Source organism: Polyangium jinanense, from assembly GCF_028435365.1.
In genome coordinates this window covers 84,629-98,848 of the sequence record NZ_JAGTJJ010000032.1, presented here as the reverse complement: position 1 = coordinate 98,848, position 14,220 = coordinate 84,629, and the positions used below count along the sequence as shown (strand labels likewise).

Genomic DNA, 14,220 nt, shown 5'->3' with positions numbered 1-14,220 from the left:
CCGACCGACGACGAACGCCGGTTGACGCCGCCGTCGACCTCTGGTCTGGAGCGTACGCATGCGCTCCGCTCTCGCCCACCTCGTCCCGCTCGCCCTTCTTGCCGGTTGCGCCGGAGAACCCCCGATGCCGGCCGAGCCGCCGCCGCAGTGTGCCCCCGAGCCGCCCGCCGCGGTGGCGCGCCCCTCCGCCGAGCCTTTGGCCCCCGCCGCTGCCCTGCCGGCGCCCGTCCCCGTGGACCTCGCGGCCCTCGAAGCGGAGCTCGTCGGCAAGCATGGCGAGGCAGCGCGGCCTCGGATCAAGCGGGGGCTCGCGCAGATCGCGTCGCTCTGGCGGGCGGAGGACGGGGATCTCGCCGCGTTCGCGCGCGAGCAGTTCCTCTCGGATCCGGCGGCGATCGACGCCTCGTTCGCCCGCCTCGAGGGCTTGATGGAGCAGCTCGAAGGCCACCTGCACGAAATGGGGCGCGCGCTGCGTTTCTCCACGGACACGGACACTGGGCCGCTCTTCCCGCTCGATCCGCTGCTCGCCGGCTACGAGCCCGCGGCGCACCTCTACGAGGATCTCTTCAAGGCGCGGATCGCGTTCGTCGCATTGCTGAATTTCCCGCTCTCGGACCTCGCCACGAAAAACGCCGAGGGCGAACGCTGGAGCCGGCGCCGCTGGGCCGAGGACCGGCTCACGGGGCGCTTCGCGATCCGCATCCCCGGTGAGATCGCCCAGGACATCGCGCGCGCGAACACCGAGGGCGACCTTTACATCTCCGATTACAACATCTGGATGCATCACCTCGTGAACGAGAAGGGCGAGCGCCCCTTCCCCGCGGGGCTCCGGCTCATCAGCCACTGGAACCTGCGCGACGAGCTCAAGGCCAATTACGGCGATCCGCGCGGTCTCGAAAAACAGAGGATGATCGTGCAGGTGATGGAGCGGATCGTCACGCAGACGATCCCGGCCGCGGTGATCGACGATCCGCGGGTCGACTGGAATCCGTTCACGAACGAGGTTCGCCTCGCGCCGGCCGCGGAGATCGAGCCTTCCGCGCCGAAACGCGCCCCGATCACGACGGCGTCGGCGAGCCCCGAGCCCTTCGTGCGATATGGAAAACTCCTCGCCTCGTTCCGGGCCTCGCGGCGGGCCGATCCGTATTCGCCGATCGCGAATACCGCCATCAAACGTCGCTTCGAGCTCGGCCGCGAGATCGGCGAGGATCGCGTGCGCGCGCTGTTCCTGGAGATCCTCGGATCGAGCACGATCCCGAAGGTCGCCGCCGAGATCGAGCGTCGGCTCGGCCGCAAGCTCGGGCCGCAGGATCTCTGGTATGCGGGCTTCAAGGCGCGCGGCGGCAAGACGGAGGCCGAGCTCGACGCGATCACGCGCAAAAAGTATCCCGACGCGAAGGCGTTCGCGGCCGACATCCCGCGGATCCTCGTGGATCTCGGTTTTCCCAAGGATCGCGCGAAGACGATCGCCGAGCGAATCGCGGTGGATCCTTCGCGCGGCGCCGGGCACGCGATGGAGCCACGGCGCCGCGGGGACAAGGCGCGGCTCCGGACGCGTATCGAGAAGGACGGGATGAACTACAAGGGATACAACATCGCCGTCCACGAGCTCGGGCACAACGTCGAGCAGGTCCTGTCGCTGTACGACGTCGACCACACGCTGCTCGCGGGCGTGCCGAACAATGCCTTCACGGAGGCGCTCGCGTTCACGTTCCAGGCGCGGGATCTCGAGCTCTTGGGCTTGCAGAAGACGACGGGCGAGTCCGATCGGGATCGGGTGCTCGGCGAGCTCTGGTCGGCGTGGGAGATCGCGGGCGTCGCGCTCGTCGAGACGGACGTCTGGCACTGGCTCTACGAGCACCCGGAGGCGACGGCCGAGGAGCTCGGGAAGGCCACGGTCACGATCGCGAAGAAGTACTGGAACCAGTATTATGCGCCGCTGCTCGGGTCGCCGGATTCGACGCTGCTTGCGATTTATTCGCACGCGATCTCGACGCCGCTCTACTTGCCGGATTATCCGCTCGGCCACCTCATTGCATTCCAGATCGAGGAGGCTGTCCGGAAGCAAGGCAAGCTCGGTCCCGCGTTCGAGCGAATGGCGAAATACGGGTCGGTCCTGCCGGACCTGTGGATGAAACACGCGACGGGGGAGCCGATCAGCGCGGGACCGTTGCTCCGAGCGACGGAGAAGGCCCTCGCGGGGAAGCCGTAGCGGCTTCGGTCAGGGCATGGAAGGCGGCGGCAGGATGCCGACGGCGTCGATCTCGTTGTAGCCGGGCACGGCCTTGGAGTCGAGGTCGATGCGCACGGCGGAGATCTTTGCGCAGGTCAGGGTCGGCACCGAGAGGATGTGCGCGCAGGCCCCAATCGACTTGGGCGCCGGATTGTCGTAAATCACCTTGTCACCGTCGGTGGTGGTGATCGTGACTTTCTTCACGGCGCCCGGGTTGTACGTCTCGTAGATCCAGACCGCTTCGCCCGTCATGGCAGTCGAGAACCCAACGGTCAAGAACTCGCCGTCAGCGTCTTCGGTCAACGTGGCCCAAGCCTTGGACTCGTCGGCTGCATCGGGATAGACATTCGGCGCGCCGAGAGCCTGCTCCGCCGAATACCCTCCCGCGGGAGAGTATTCGGTCGAGACGGCGACCTCCATGTCGGCCCACACCACGCTGGCCGGGGCCTGGATCTCGTTCACGAGATTGGTCACGTTGACGCAACGCTTCGTGTCGTCCACCTCGTCGACGACCTCGCCGTCGTTGCAGAGCGCCATGCTGCCGCCGCCCTGCCCGCCCTGCCCGCCGGTGCCGCCCTGTCCGCCCGTACCGCCCGTGCCACCGGTGCCACCGGTGCCACCGGTGCCGCCGGTGCCGCCGGTGCCGCCGGTGCCGCCGGTGCCGCCCATGCCACCGGCCGCGCCACTGCCGCCGCTGCCAGCGGTCCCGCCGTTGCCGCCGGAACCCCCGGTGTCGTCGCTGCAACCCCCAAAGCACGCGAGCATCACGAGCATCGGGGCCACCATCGAAATTCGTCGCAGATGAAGATTCATTCTATTTGCTCCTTCCGCTGAGAGTGCCCTCACAGGGAAGTCCGGAACGTATCCGGCCGGACGGACTCATGTCAACGCATCGCGACAGCCGCGCGCCGCCCTCGTCCGTGGTATGAATTCTGACCACCCGAGGAGGCCGCCGTATGTATCGCGTCACGATCCTGTACCCGCATGAAGAGGGCAAGCGCTTCGACCTCGACTACTACGTGCAAAAGCACATGCCGCTGGTGAAGTCCTTGCTCGGGCCGTTCGGCTTGAAGAGCGCCGAGGTCGCCGAGGGCCTGCCTCGCAATGGCGCGCCTCCTCTGTTCGTCGTCATGGCGAGCATGACGTTCGACGCCATCGAGGATTTTCAGCGCGGCATGGCCCAGCACGGCCGCGAGATCAACGCCGATCTGCCCAATTACACGGACCTGAAACCCACCGTGCAGATCAGCCGGATCCGCTGACGCGAGGCGCCTCGCGGCACCATTCTCACACCATGACCACAACCCCTCCCCGCGCCCTCGTCCTCCTCGCCGAAGGGGCTGAGGAAATGGAAGCCACCATCAGCGTCGACGTCCTTCGCCGCGCCTCGGTCGAGGTCGTCCTGGCCGGCGTCGACGGTGCGTCGCCGGTCCGTTGCAGCCGCGGCGTCCGTATCGTGCCCGACGTGGCCCTCGCCGAGGTGACGGGCTCGTTTGACGTCATCGTTTTGCCGGGCGGCAAGGGCGGCGCCGAGCGGCTCGCTGCTTCGCCCGCCGTGGGCGCGCTCCTCCGCGCGCAGGCCGAAGCGGGCCGCCTGGTCGCGGCGATCTGCGCGGCGCCGATCGCGCTCGCGGCGCACGGCGTCTTCGCGGGACGCCGCATGACGTGCCATCCCTCCGTGCGCGAGGTCGTCGCGCGTCACGGCAAACACGAGACCGAACCCGTGGTGATCGACGGGTCTCTCGTGACGAGCCAGGGCCCGGGGACGACCTTTTTGTTCGCCCTCACCCTCGTCGAGATGCTCTCGGGTGTTACCACCCGCGACGAAGTCCGCGCGCCGATGATGCTCATTTCGTGACGCATCGTGACGCGATCGAATCGTCAAGAAATGTGTAGCAAAGAGCGGCGGAATCTCGTAGAGTGGACATTCCCCGCACAATGCCCCTGATCACCTCTGATCGGGTTGGGCGGAGTCCTATTCTTGACGCGCGTGTGCTCTCCCCGCGCGACGGGAGGAGTGTTTCCATGGGCTTCCCGCACGGCGAATTCGTTGTCCTCGGCACCGTGGTCCTCGCGGGTATCGCGGGGATGTTATGGCTCGCGGGTCGCGCAGGTGGGGAGACGCCCGAGGAAGCGACGAGCCTGCGGAGCTCGCGCCGGGGAGACGGGGTTTCTCCCGCGGCGAACGCGCGCGGCCGGGACGAGGACGTCGAGGAGCCCGTCCCCGAGAGCGGAATCCGCGTCAAGCAGGGCGCGCGCGTGCGGCGCGTCGATGTTCGGCAAGGCGGTTGAGAGGGGGCACTGGTCTCTTCTTGGGGCCGCCGCGCCGGGGCGCTGCCCCGGGCCCCGCGGGGGCTGTTCGCCCCTCGACCCGAACCAGCGCAAGCGCTGGACTCGTGATGGAAGAACTGCGCGGTGCGCAGTTCTTCCATCGGGCCCGTTGGAAGACCAGGAACAGCGTTGTCGATCGAAAGGGCAGCGCGGCTGTTTTGGTCGGCAGGATCGTAGCTGGTCTTGATTCGGCCTGTTCGATGAACTGCGCATCGCGCAGTTCATCGACCCCGGGTCCAGCGCTTGCGCTGGTCCGGGTGCAGGGGCGGATAGCCCCTGCTGGGGTCCGGGGTGAAACCCCGGCGCTACGCTGCGGAGGCCCGCGCGATCACCTGACTGAATACCTCGACGGCCCAATCGAGGTCACTCTTCATCACGAATTCGTCCGGGGCATGCGCCTGCGCGATGTCGCCGGGGCCGATCACCACCGCGTCGATGCCCGCGACCGAGAAGAGCGCGGCTTCGGTCCAGAACGGCAGCGTCGCTTCGGCGCGCGGGAGCGAGCCGAGCAGCGCGCGGAACGGCTCGACGTCGCGGGTTTCGAACGGCGACATCGAGAGCTCCGTCCGCGTCACGATCCCCTCGCCCGCCGCGCGTGCGCTCGCCTCGACCTCGGCCTCGAAGGCGGCCGCGTCGAACCCGGGCGGCGGGCGCACCGAGAACGAGAGCGCGGCCCGGTTCGGCACCACGTTGAACGCGACGCCGCCCTCGATCGCCGCGACGTTCAGGCAAAGCCCCTTCATGTCGGCGGGCCCGCGATCGAGCCAGCGCCGGCCGATCTCGTCGAGCCCGACCGCGAGCCGCGCCATCGTGACGATCGGCTTCGGCATGTGATCGGCGCCCGACGAGTGCCCGCCGCGGCCCATCACCTCGGCCGACAGCGCCACGCAGCCGCGATGCCGTACGCCCACCGTGCGTCCCGTCGGCTCGCAGACCACGGCGCGCCGCACGACCTGGGCCCACGGGCTCGCCAGGAAATGCCGGATGCACGTGCCCGTCCTTTCCTCGTCGCCGGAGAAGACCACGCCCACGTTGCGCGGCTTCTTGCCTTCGAGCGCGACGAGCGTCGCGGCGATCGCGCCCTTCGTGTCCGCCGCGCCGAGCCCGATCACCCGATCTGCGGTGACCACGCCTTCCCACGGATCCACGGTCCACCCGCTGTTCGCGGGCACCGTGTCGACGTGCGCGTTGATGATCGTGCGAGGCTCGCCCCAGCGCGCGGCCACGTAGGCGCCCGTTCCTTCGGCGCGCGGCACTTCCACGACGCTGACCTCGTCCGCGCCGAGCTCGGCGAGCGCGCGCGAGAGCATGCGGCAGATCGACGGCTCGTCGCCCCCGGGGTTGTCGGTGCGGTGTCGGATGAGCTCGGCGAGCAGGGCGGCGGGATCCATGGCCGAGCATCCTACCTCGCCGGTCCTTTCGGACAACCGGCGAAAGCTTCCAGGCGCTCCGGGAGGGATGCTAGGCTCGCGCGCGAGACGAGAGCACCCGCTGTGGCATGGCGTCAGGCCCCGGTGCTCGAGGGGGTAGATCCGAGCACATGAAGGCACGAGTCGTGAGCGAGCTGGTACGGGCCAGGGAGCGGGTCAAGAGCCTGCTCCGCTTCCCCCCGCGTCCGGCCATGAGCGCCGACAACCTCTATGCTTATCTGGACGCCCTCTACCAGAAGCGGAACGTCGAAGGCCCTGTCGTCGAGATCGGCGTCGCCAGCGGCGGGACGACCGCGTACGCGTGCGACCTGCTTTCACGGATCGGATGCAAAAAGGAGTATTACTGCTTCGATACCTTCGACGGCTTCGTCGAGGAGCATCTCGACACCGATCACAAGCTTGGCCTCACGCCGAGGCACGACCACAGTTTCCGGGGGCTTTCCCTGGAGCGGGTGCGGGCCAACCTGGCGCGGTGGAGCATTCGTCGGAACATTCATTTCGTGAAGGGGGATATCTGCAAGATCGACGACGCCGAGATCCCCGAGAACATCTCCGTCGCGCTGCTGGACGTGGACCTGCGCGACCCGATCTACGTCGGGCTGAAGAAGCTCACGCCCAAGCTCGCCAAAGGCGGGGTCATCCTGGTCGATGATTGCAAGGCCAACACGTCGTGGGTGGGGGCCGACGTGGGCTACCTCGACTTCGTCCGGGATCACGGCCTCCAGCCCAAGTATTTCCTGGGTTTTGCCGTCGTCGAGAAGACGGACGGCGACGCCCCTTCCCTCTCTTGGTCGTTCTCGCAGACCGCCAACACCACGCCCCAGAACTTCTTCGCCTGAGGTCTTTGACGCGCCTCCGCGCGGGTGATACGTGCCCGCCCGCATGGAGGCCGTTTCCTGCATCTTCTGCGGTGACCGAGGGACGCGCCCGTACCACGCCGAGAACGGTCATCAGGCCGTCGCGTGTAACGACTGCGGCCTCGTCTTCGTCACCCCGCGGCCCACCGAAGGCGAGATGAAGCGCCTCTACGAGGGCCAGGAGACGAAGGTCAACCTCGGCCTCCAGATCCGCAACGTCGAGCGCGCCGTCTACGAGGCCCGCCGCGCCCTCGACCTCATCGGCCGCCACGTCTCCAAAGGCCGCCTCCTCGAGATCGGCTGCGCCGCCGGTTACTTCCTCCGCGAGGCGAGCCTCCGCGGCTTTTCGCCCACCGGCATCGACATCACCGGGCCGTTCGTCCGGTATGCGACCGAGGTCCTCGGCGTCGACGCGCGCGAGGGCACGCTCGCGTCGGTCGAGCTCGCGCCGCGGAGCTTCGACGTCGTCTACCACCGGAACGTCCTCTCGCACCTCGCCTACCCGCTCGACGCGTTCCGCCAGATGCACGGGCTCCTCCGGCCGGGCGGCTGCATGGTCTTCCAGACTGGCAACGTTGCCGAGCTCCCGGGCGAACGCTGGGCCGGCACGAACGAGCTCGATCTGCCCGATCACCTCTACCACTTCGGCGAGAAGCAGCTCCGCTTGCTCGCCGAGCGCACCGGCTTCGAGATCCTCGACGTGCAGCGTTACGCCCTGCTCCTGCACGAGCCCGCCCCACGCGCGGCCCTGCTCCGCTTGCAGTCGTTCTTCCAGACGAACGGCAAACCCGCATCTACCAAGCGGGAAATGGCCGAGCCGTTCGTCGTGCCGAACGAGGTCCCGTCTCGTCGGTTCCTCCAGACGCTCGAGGTCCTCGTGGACGGGTACATCACCTACGACCTCGGCGCCGTGGTTCCCAAGGAGGGACGCCGCGCCACGCTCGTCGTCATCGCCCGGGCTCGCTGACGTGCGCCCCTTCTCGTTCACGCATCGCCCCTTGCGCGCCTTTCGGCGCGGCGTCCGCGCCGCCCGCGCCGCCGTGAGCGGCCTCGTCATGCACGGCCCCGCGCGGCCCGAGGTCGCCCTCACGTTCGACGACGGCCCGAGCCCCGAGCACACCCCGGCGATCCTCGACATCCTCGCCTCGCGCCACGCCCGCGCCACGTTTTTCTTGCTCGGCAGCTCCGTCGAGCGATCGCCCGAGCTCACCCGCCGCGTCCACGCCGAGCAGGAGATCGGCTGCCACTCGTATGCCCACGATCGTTCGGCCGTGAACGATCCCGAGGCGTTCCGTGTCGACACGGAAAAAGCTCTCGACCTCTTCGATCGCACCGTCCGCGCGCGCCCCCGCCACTACCGTTTTCCCTGGGGAAACCCCGGCCGCATCGCCCCGCGCGATGTCGAGCGCCGCTTCGGCATGGTCTGCGTCCACTGGTCCGGCGGCGGTTTCGACGAACGCTCCGACACGGAGGCCATCGTCCGCAACATCGAGGACGCGCTCGAGCCCGGCGCGATCCTCCTGCTCCACGACGGCTGCGCGCCCGGCTCCGTGTACGCGGGCTCCCGCGAGCCCACCGTTCGCGCTTTGCCACGCATCCTCGACGCCCTCGAAGCCCGCGGGCTCCGCTCTGTCACCGTCGGCGAGCTGCTCTCGGCCGGATGAAATCGCCATGAACCGAAAGGCGCCTCCCCGCATCGTCCTCGACGCCCGCGTCCTGCGCGGCGCGCCCGGCGGCGTCGCGACCGTCGTTGCCGCGCTCGTCACTCACCTTCCCGCGCTCGCGCCCGACGTCCCGTTCGTCCTGCTCCGCCATCCCGACGCGCGTGGCCCGCTCTCGCGCGCCCCCAACGTCACCGAGTGGCTCGTCTCCGGCGACCCGAACCACCCGGACTCGCTACTCCGCCTCGGCGTGTGGCTGCGCAAGCGCCTGGGACCGGACGACCTCTTCCACGCGCCGTACCGTGTCCTGCCGTTCGGCGCGCCTGCGAAGAGCGTGCTCACGATGCACGACATCATGCAGATCGCGTGTCCCGAGCTCGTCTTCCCGAACCCCGTCCTTCGCAGGATCCTCGCGCCGTACTGGTCCACCACGATCCGCTCCTCGATCCGCCGCGCCGGCCTCATCCTCGCCGTCAGCCAGCACAGCGCCGACGACACCATCCGCATCGATCCTTCCACCGCGCCGCGCGTCCGCGTCACGCCCCTCGGCGTCGATCCCGTCTTCGCGCCGCTCGACGCATCGGAAGCGCTCTCCCGCACGAAAGATCTCGTCCCCGAAGGCCGCCGGTTTTTCCTGGTCCTCGGCGGCGGCTACCCCAACAAGAACCACGCCGCCGCGGTCCTCGCGTTCGCCCGCGCCTTCACCACGGCCGACGATCTGCACCTCGTCATCATCCAGCGCGAGCGCACCTTCCCGAAGGAGCTCGAGTCCGCCCTGCGCGAGACGGGCCTGCTCTCGCGCGTGCACGTCCAGAGCCGCGTCGGCCTCGCGGCCCTCGTCGGGCTCTACGCCCGCGCCGAGGCGCTGATCTTCCCTTCGCTCTACGAGGGCTTCGGTTTGCCCGTGCTCGAAGCCATGGCGTGCGGCTGCCCCGTCGTTTGTTCGAGCCTCACCTCCGTGCCCGAGGTCGCCGGCGACGCCGCGCTCGTCCGCGATCCGCGTGACCTGTCCGCGCTCGCCGATGCGCTCCGCGCCGTCGCCAAGGACGAGGCCCTCCGGCAGGACCTCCGGGCCCGTGGTCTCACGCGCGCGGCTCGTTTCCGCTGGGAAGACACCGCCAAGCGCACGCTCGACGCCTACCGCGAGATCGCCCCCTGGATCCCCTGACGAGCGGACTCCGCTGACGGGCGCGCGTCTTGCTTGCCTCCCGTGCGAGGCGTCTTGGCGACCGACGCGCGAGCGACGCACGAGAGCAAACAGACGAGCACGAGGCGCATTCGCCGCGCCTTCGCGCGCGTGCTCGTCTGTTCGGTCGGGCTCTTGCCCGCGTCGATCGCGCAGGCGGCCGACCCCGAGCCTCCGCCGCCGGTCCCGCTCGATCCGATCCCGGATCCCGTGCTCGATCCCTTCGCGAATGCCGTCGAGGTCGACGGAGCGCCTGCGCTCGGCCTTCCGCCGCTGCGGCTCTGGCTCTCGCCGGACGCTCCGATCGGCGCGCGGGTGTTTCCGGGCCCGGGGAACGCGCCGCCGCTCGTGCTCGCGGGCGCGGGTTTTTCCTGGGACCTCGATCCGCACCCGTGGCGCGTGCTCCGCGAGCCCCGCTTCCGCTATCGCCTGGCAGCGGGCGCCACGATCGTCGGCCTGATGAGCTACGGCCTCGCGGACTACTGGGTCCACATGAACGACAACAGCGTCGACTGGGAGCTCTCGTGGTCGGCGCCGAGCTTTTACAAAAAAGTCTGGACCCTCGAAGCCGTGCGGTTCGACACGAACAAGTTCGAGACGAACACGTACTCGCACCCCGCCGCCGGCACGATGACGTACCTCGCCGCACGTGGCGCCGGGCTCGGCGCGGGCGAGTCGTTCCTGTTCTCGTTCGGGGGCTCGCTCTTGTGGGAGTACCTCGGCGAGTACCGCGAAAAAGTCAGCCTGAACGACATCGTCCTCACGCCGCAAGGCGGCTTCGCCGTCGGCGAGGCGCTGCACCAGCTCGGTTTGTTCTTCGAGCGCGGCGAGGACAACACGGCGAACAACGTTCTCTCCCTCGTCTTCTCGCCGTTCCATTACCTCCGTCGGCGCCTCGATCATGGGCACGTCACGCGGGCGAAGGCGCTCGACGATCTCGGCTTGCCCGCGGACGCCTGGCATCGCTTCGACGTGCTCGTCGGCGTGAGCGCGGAGACCGGGAAGGACGGCCTGCGCCTGTCGCAGCGCCGTATCGGCGTGAGCACCGAGATCATCGATATCCCGGAGTTCGATCATTTCGGCGAGGTCACGAAGAGCCTCGATCCCGGCGACGTGACGAGCATCCGGCTCGTGGGATCCGTCGACGATCAAGGCGTCGAGCAGCTCGATTTCATCACGCGGGTTTTGCTCGGCGGCGTCTACGATCAGAAGATCGTGCCCGACGGTTACGGCGGCCGGCGCGGATACGCAATCTTCGCCGGCCCCTCGACGGCCTTCAACTACGCAAAGCACCGTCAGGACGGCATGGAGGAGGACAAACTGGGCGTCGCCAACGCGCTCGGCCTGACCGTCGATCTCACGCTCCACCACGGAAAGGCCCGCGCCCGCGCCAGCGTGGACGCCTACGGCGACTTCGGAGCCGTGCATTCGATGGCCGCGTCCGCGTACATCGGTACGCGCGGCGACAAGGGGTTAAAGACCGTGGTCGCGGACAAACGCTACTACTTCGCGCTCGGCGCGACCGTTCGCCCGACGCTCTCGCTTTCGTACCAGCGCTTCGAGCTCGGTGCGCAGCTCACGTACGATTTCTTCGAATCGATCGAGGGGCTCGATCGATTCCAGGAGCGAGTCACGAACGACGTGCACCTGCGGGATCAACGCTCGGGTGAGCGCGTCTGGCTGTCGTATATGCTGCCGAGCGAAAAGCAGCGGCTCGCGTGGGTCGAGGTCGAGCACCTCGATCGGTGGGGTCGGATGGGCTCGTTCCGCGCGTCACACGAGAGCACGAAGTTCCGCGCGGGGATCACGTTTCGGTTCTGAGTCAGCGCTTCCCGGGAACGCGCGCACGCCGGAGTATGCGATGCTAAAGGACATGCGCCGCACGCCTCAGCACCCCCCTCCCCACGTTCTCACGCTGGACGGGTTCGGCGCCGGGGGCTTGCCTTTGCGTGTCGTTCGCATCCCAGGGCAAAAGCGGTCCACGCTGCCGCCCGGGCCGCTCGTCTCGACCTTCTTCATGGTTTTCGTGCTGACTGCGGGAAGGGGGCGAGGCCGTCATCTGGAGCAGGTCGATCTCCATGCCGGGGATATCCACCTCGTCCCCGCGGGCGTGGAGCATCAGCCCCTCGATGTCGGCGACCTGGAGGGATGGATCGTGGGCTTTGATCCGACGCTGCTGAGCGCTCCGGAGCGGCTGCCGGGACGACCACGAATCCGGGGCGATGCGAAGGACGCGCCGGTGCGCAGTCTCTTTCTCCGGGGACTGCTCCGGCTGCGACCCGGAGAGCCCCGGCGGCAGCGAATCGAGCGCCTGGTGGCCGAAATGGATACCGAGCTGCGAGAGGCCCAGTGGGGCGCGGACAACGCCGCGCTCGCATGGTTTACCATCCTGATCACGGAGCTCATGCGCGAGCTTTCAGAGCACGCGCCTCTGGCTCCGCCCATGCTCAGCGGGCTCGTGCACGACGCGCTCAGTTTCATCGAGGCGCACTGTCTGGAGTCCCTCTCGCTGCAGGACGTCGCGTCGGCGGTCGGGCGCACGCCTTCCCACCTGGCCAACGCCATCCGCCGGGAGACAGGGCTGACGGTGGGGGACTGGCTGCGCGAACATCGAATGGCCGAGGCCCGGCGGCGGCTCCTGGAGACGGACGCGAGCATCGAGAGCATCGCAGACCAGGTGGGCTATGCCGACGTCACCCATTTCATCCGCACCTTCCGGCGCGCCCAGGGGATGACCCCCCGGGCCTTTCGCGATCAGCGTCGCCGCACCGGGGCCTGAGACGGAGCATTGGTCTCTTCTTGGCGCCGCCGCGCCGGGGCGCTGCCCCGGACCCCGCGGGGGCTGTTCGCCCCTCGACCCGAACCAGGGCAAGCCCTGGACTCGTGTTGGAAGAACTGCGCGATGCGCAGTTCTTCCACGGGCCGGTGGCAAGACCAGGAAGGTGCGTTGCCCGCTGGCGACGGGCACGTTGCCGGCAGAACCGTCAGCGCGGCTGTCTCGATTGGCAGGGCCTTCGCTGGTCTTGCCTTGGCCTGTTCGATGAACTGCGCATCGCGCAGTTCATCGACCCCGGGTCCAGCGCTTGCGCTGGTCCGGGTCCAGGGGCGGATAGCCCCGGTGGGGCCTGGGGCAAAGCCCCAGCGAAACGCTGCCAACCACCCTCCGACGGAAGGCGCGCGCGGCGCGCGTCAGGGGAGACCGAGCAGGGCGCGGCAACTGTCGGTGGCGTTCGAGCAGCCGTCGGCCGCGTTGCACGACTCGCATTTCGCGACGCAGATGTTCAGGTTCGTCTCGAGCGCGGAGTCGCACGACGAGCAATCCGGGTTCAAGCTCATGGGCCCGGATTTCTCGCACTGGGAGACGCACGCGCTCCGCTGCCCGTAGGCCTGCTTCGCGCAGGTGTCGACTTCGTTCGCGCATTGGGGCGTGGCCGCGCACGCGACGGCCTCGATGTCGGCCTCGCCCGGCTCGACGTAATCGATCGCCGGGAACGTGCACGCAGAGACGCCGAGGAGCAGACAGCAGAAGAACGAAAGCGGAGAGCGCTCGCGGCTCGTTTGCAGCATCAGAACCTCCCTTCGACCGATACGAATCCGACCCCGGGAGCGAACACGGGGTTCAAACGCAAGCCTGCACTCGGGGCGCTCGGGGCGGGCGCGGGCGCCGTGAGCAACAGCGCGACGCCTGCGACGGCCGCTGCCCCCGAGAGCCCGGCGAACACGTTGACGAGCGTCGCGTAGGTCGCGCCCTCGTTCGCGATCGGCGCGACCGACGGATCGCAGTTCGTGAGCGTCGGGCAAGCGGCCTCGACCTTCGAGAGCCGATCCGAGCGCAGCCCGATGAACACGCCCATGGTCACGAGCGAGGCCGCCGACACGCCGACTGCCGTCCAGCCGAGTGTTCGCTGAAGTGAGAAGGGCGCGGACGGGCCGCTGCCCTCGCCGCCTGGTGTCGCCGCGAGCTCTACCCGCAGGCTCTTGCCCTCTTCCAGCGTCACGCGTTGCTCGCTCACGACCGCGCCGTCCCGCCGCAACGTCACCGCGTATCCCCCTGGATCCACACGAAGCGCGGACCCTGCGGTGACCGGCCGCCCGTCCAGGGAGATCGCGTCGCCTGGGTGACCCTTCGCGACCAGGACCGTCAGCGTCGGCACACGTTTTTCGAGCGCGTCGATGTGCTGGTTTGCCTCGGCCACCACGTTCGGCGCGGTGGACGTTGCCTCGCGCGCGGCGATCCGGAACGTCTCCAGGGCGTCGACCAGCTTCCCGGTGTGCTCCAGGCAGAGTGCGATGTGGAAGCGCACCTGCGGGGTCATCTTCACCTGACCTACGCTCTGGAACAGCGCGAGTGCCTCGGCGAACTTGCCCTCGTCTTCGAGCTTTCGCCCCCGCGTGAACTGCTCCCGCGCCTCCTTCAGCTCTGCGGCTGTGGGAGGTTCGTTAGCCCACACACTCGCCGGCCACGAGGTGCCAGCGAGCAAGGTGATCCCCATGCAGGCTGCCTGAGAGTGAAACCGACGCA

Annotated in this window: 14 protein-coding genes; 10 read left to right on the top strand and 4 right to left on the bottom strand. The window is 68.6% G+C overall.

Annotation, left to right across the window (positions count from 1 at the left end; genetic code table 11):
- Nucleotides 1–58: 58 nt before the first annotated feature.
- Nucleotides 59–2,212 carry a hypothetical protein gene (locus KEG57_RS35750; RefSeq protein WP_272428319.1) on the top strand — a complete coding sequence of 718 codons (2,154 nt, stop codon included), beginning with the start codon at nt 59–61 and terminating at the stop codon, nt 2,210–2,212.
- Between the two features lie 9 nt (nt 2,213–2,221).
- Here KEG57_RS35750 and KEG57_RS35745 read toward each other — a convergent pair whose 3' ends face one another.
- Nucleotides 2,222–3,046, bottom strand: coding sequence for a hypothetical protein (locus tag KEG57_RS35745; RefSeq protein WP_272428320.1), 825 nt, complete (start codon nt 3,044–3,046; stop codon nt 2,222–2,224).
- 143 nt (nt 3,047–3,189) lie between these two features.
- On the opposite strand from KEG57_RS35745, the gene KEG57_RS35740 reads away from it, so the two are divergent.
- The 3 genes from KEG57_RS35740 (at nt 3,190) to KEG57_RS35730 (ending at nt 4,525) form a co-directional block, all read left to right on the top strand.
- Nucleotides 3,190–3,495: an EthD family reductase gene (locus tag KEG57_RS35740; protein ID WP_272428321.1), complete on the top strand. Its 306-nt coding sequence runs from the start codon at nt 3,190–3,192 to the stop codon at nt 3,493–3,495.
- 32 nt (nt 3,496–3,527) lie between these two features.
- Nucleotides 3,528–4,091 carry a DJ-1 family glyoxalase III gene (locus KEG57_RS35735; RefSeq protein WP_272428322.1) on the top strand — a complete coding sequence of 188 codons (564 nt, stop codon included), beginning with the start codon at nt 3,528–3,530 and terminating at the stop codon, nt 4,089–4,091.
- Nucleotides 4,092–4,258: 167 nt separating this feature from the next.
- Nucleotides 4,259–4,525, top strand: a complete 267-nt coding sequence (locus tag KEG57_RS35730; RefSeq protein ID WP_272428323.1) for a hypothetical protein — start codon at nt 4,259–4,261, stop codon at nt 4,523–4,525.
- Between the two features lie 344 nt (nt 4,526–4,869).
- Here KEG57_RS35730 and KEG57_RS35725 read toward each other — a convergent pair whose 3' ends face one another.
- Entirely contained in the window at nt 4,870–5,955 is a 1,086-nt protein-coding gene (locus KEG57_RS35725; protein WP_272428324.1) for a M20/M25/M40 family metallo-hydrolase, read from the bottom strand.
- A gap of 149 nt (nt 5,956–6,104) precedes the next feature.
- On the opposite strand from KEG57_RS35725, the gene KEG57_RS35720 reads away from it, so the two are divergent.
- Genes KEG57_RS35720 through KEG57_RS35695 form a run of 6 tightly spaced genes read left to right on the top strand, consistent with a single transcriptional unit; the run spans nt 6,105 to nt 12,477 of the window.
- Entirely contained in the window at nt 6,105–6,833 is a 729-nt protein-coding gene (locus KEG57_RS35720) for a TylF/MycF/NovP-related O-methyltransferase (RefSeq protein ID WP_272428325.1), read from the top strand.
- A gap of 43 nt (nt 6,834–6,876) precedes the next feature.
- Nucleotides 6,877–7,818 (top strand): class I SAM-dependent methyltransferase, encoded by a 942-nt coding sequence (locus KEG57_RS35715; RefSeq protein WP_272428326.1) that lies wholly within the window; start codon nt 6,877–6,879, stop codon nt 7,816–7,818.
- 1 nt (nt 7,819) lies between these two features.
- The gene (locus tag KEG57_RS35710; protein WP_272428327.1) at nt 7,820–8,515 is read left to right on the top strand and encodes a polysaccharide deacetylase family protein; all 696 of its coding nucleotides are present in this window, start codon (nt 7,820–7,822) and stop codon (nt 8,513–8,515) included.
- Nucleotides 8,516–8,522: 7 nt separating this feature from the next.
- Nucleotides 8,523–9,680 (top strand): glycosyltransferase family 4 protein, encoded by a 1,158-nt coding sequence (locus KEG57_RS35705; protein WP_272428328.1) that lies wholly within the window; start codon nt 8,523–8,525, stop codon nt 9,678–9,680.
- Nucleotides 9,681–9,734: 54 nt separating this feature from the next.
- Nucleotides 9,735–11,519: a DUF3943 domain-containing protein gene (locus KEG57_RS35700; protein ID WP_272428329.1), complete on the top strand. Its 1,785-nt coding sequence runs from the start codon at nt 9,735–9,737 to the stop codon at nt 11,517–11,519.
- A gap of 40 nt (nt 11,520–11,559) precedes the next feature.
- On the top strand, nt 11,560–12,477 hold the full coding sequence (locus KEG57_RS35695; RefSeq protein WP_272459262.1) for a helix-turn-helix domain-containing protein: 918 nt from the start codon (nt 11,560–11,562) through the stop codon (nt 12,475–12,477).
- A 410-nt stretch (nt 12,478–12,887) separates the two neighbouring features.
- Here KEG57_RS35695 and KEG57_RS35690 read toward each other — a convergent pair whose 3' ends face one another.
- On the bottom strand, nt 12,888–13,265 hold the full coding sequence (locus KEG57_RS35690) for a hypothetical protein (RefSeq protein ID WP_272426637.1): 378 nt from the start codon (nt 13,263–13,265) through the stop codon (nt 12,888–12,890).
- Complete coding sequence (locus tag KEG57_RS35685) at nt 13,265–14,191, bottom strand: hypothetical protein (RefSeq protein ID WP_272426638.1); 927 nt, start codon at nt 14,189–14,191, stop codon at nt 13,265–13,267. Before KEG57_RS35685 ends, KEG57_RS35690 begins: the two co-directional genes overlap by 1 nt.
- Nucleotides 14,192–14,220: the final 29 nt, after the last annotated feature.

Bases quoted from the DNA above. Each gene is read 5' to 3' on its own strand.
- KEG57_RS35750 (WP_272428319.1), top strand. From the start codon at position 59: ATGCGCTCCGCTCTCGCCCACCTCGTCCCGCTCGCCCTTCTTGCCGGT.
- KEG57_RS35745 (WP_272428320.1), bottom strand. From the start codon at position 3,046: ATGAATCTTCATCTGCGACGAATTTCGATGGTGGCCCCGATGCTCGTG.
- KEG57_RS35740 (WP_272428321.1), top strand. From the start codon at position 3,190: ATGTATCGCGTCACGATCCTGTACCCGCATGAAGAGGGCAAGCGCTTC.
- KEG57_RS35735 (WP_272428322.1), top strand. From the start codon at position 3,528: ATGACCACAACCCCTCCCCGCGCCCTCGTCCTCCTCGCCGAAGGGGCT.
- KEG57_RS35730 (WP_272428323.1), top strand. From the start codon at position 4,259: ATGGGCTTCCCGCACGGCGAATTCGTTGTCCTCGGCACCGTGGTCCTC.
- KEG57_RS35725 (WP_272428324.1), bottom strand. From the start codon at position 5,955: ATGGATCCCGCCGCCCTGCTCGCCGAGCTCATCCGACACCGCACCGAC.
- KEG57_RS35720 (WP_272428325.1), top strand. From the start codon at position 6,105: ATGAAGGCACGAGTCGTGAGCGAGCTGGTACGGGCCAGGGAGCGGGTC.
- KEG57_RS35715 (WP_272428326.1), top strand. From the start codon at position 6,877: ATGGAGGCCGTTTCCTGCATCTTCTGCGGTGACCGAGGGACGCGCCCG.
- KEG57_RS35705 (WP_272428328.1), top strand. From the start codon at position 8,523: ATGAACCGAAAGGCGCCTCCCCGCATCGTCCTCGACGCCCGCGTCCTG.
- KEG57_RS35695 (WP_272459262.1), top strand. From the start codon at position 11,560: ATGCTAAAGGACATGCGCCGCACGCCTCAGCACCCCCCTCCCCACGTT.
- KEG57_RS35690 (WP_272426637.1), bottom strand. From the start codon at position 13,265: ATGCTGCAAACGAGCCGCGAGCGCTCTCCGCTTTCGTTCTTCTGCTGT.
- KEG57_RS35685 (WP_272426638.1), bottom strand. From the start codon at position 14,191: ATGGGGATCACCTTGCTCGCTGGCACCTCGTGGCCGGCGAGTGTGTGG.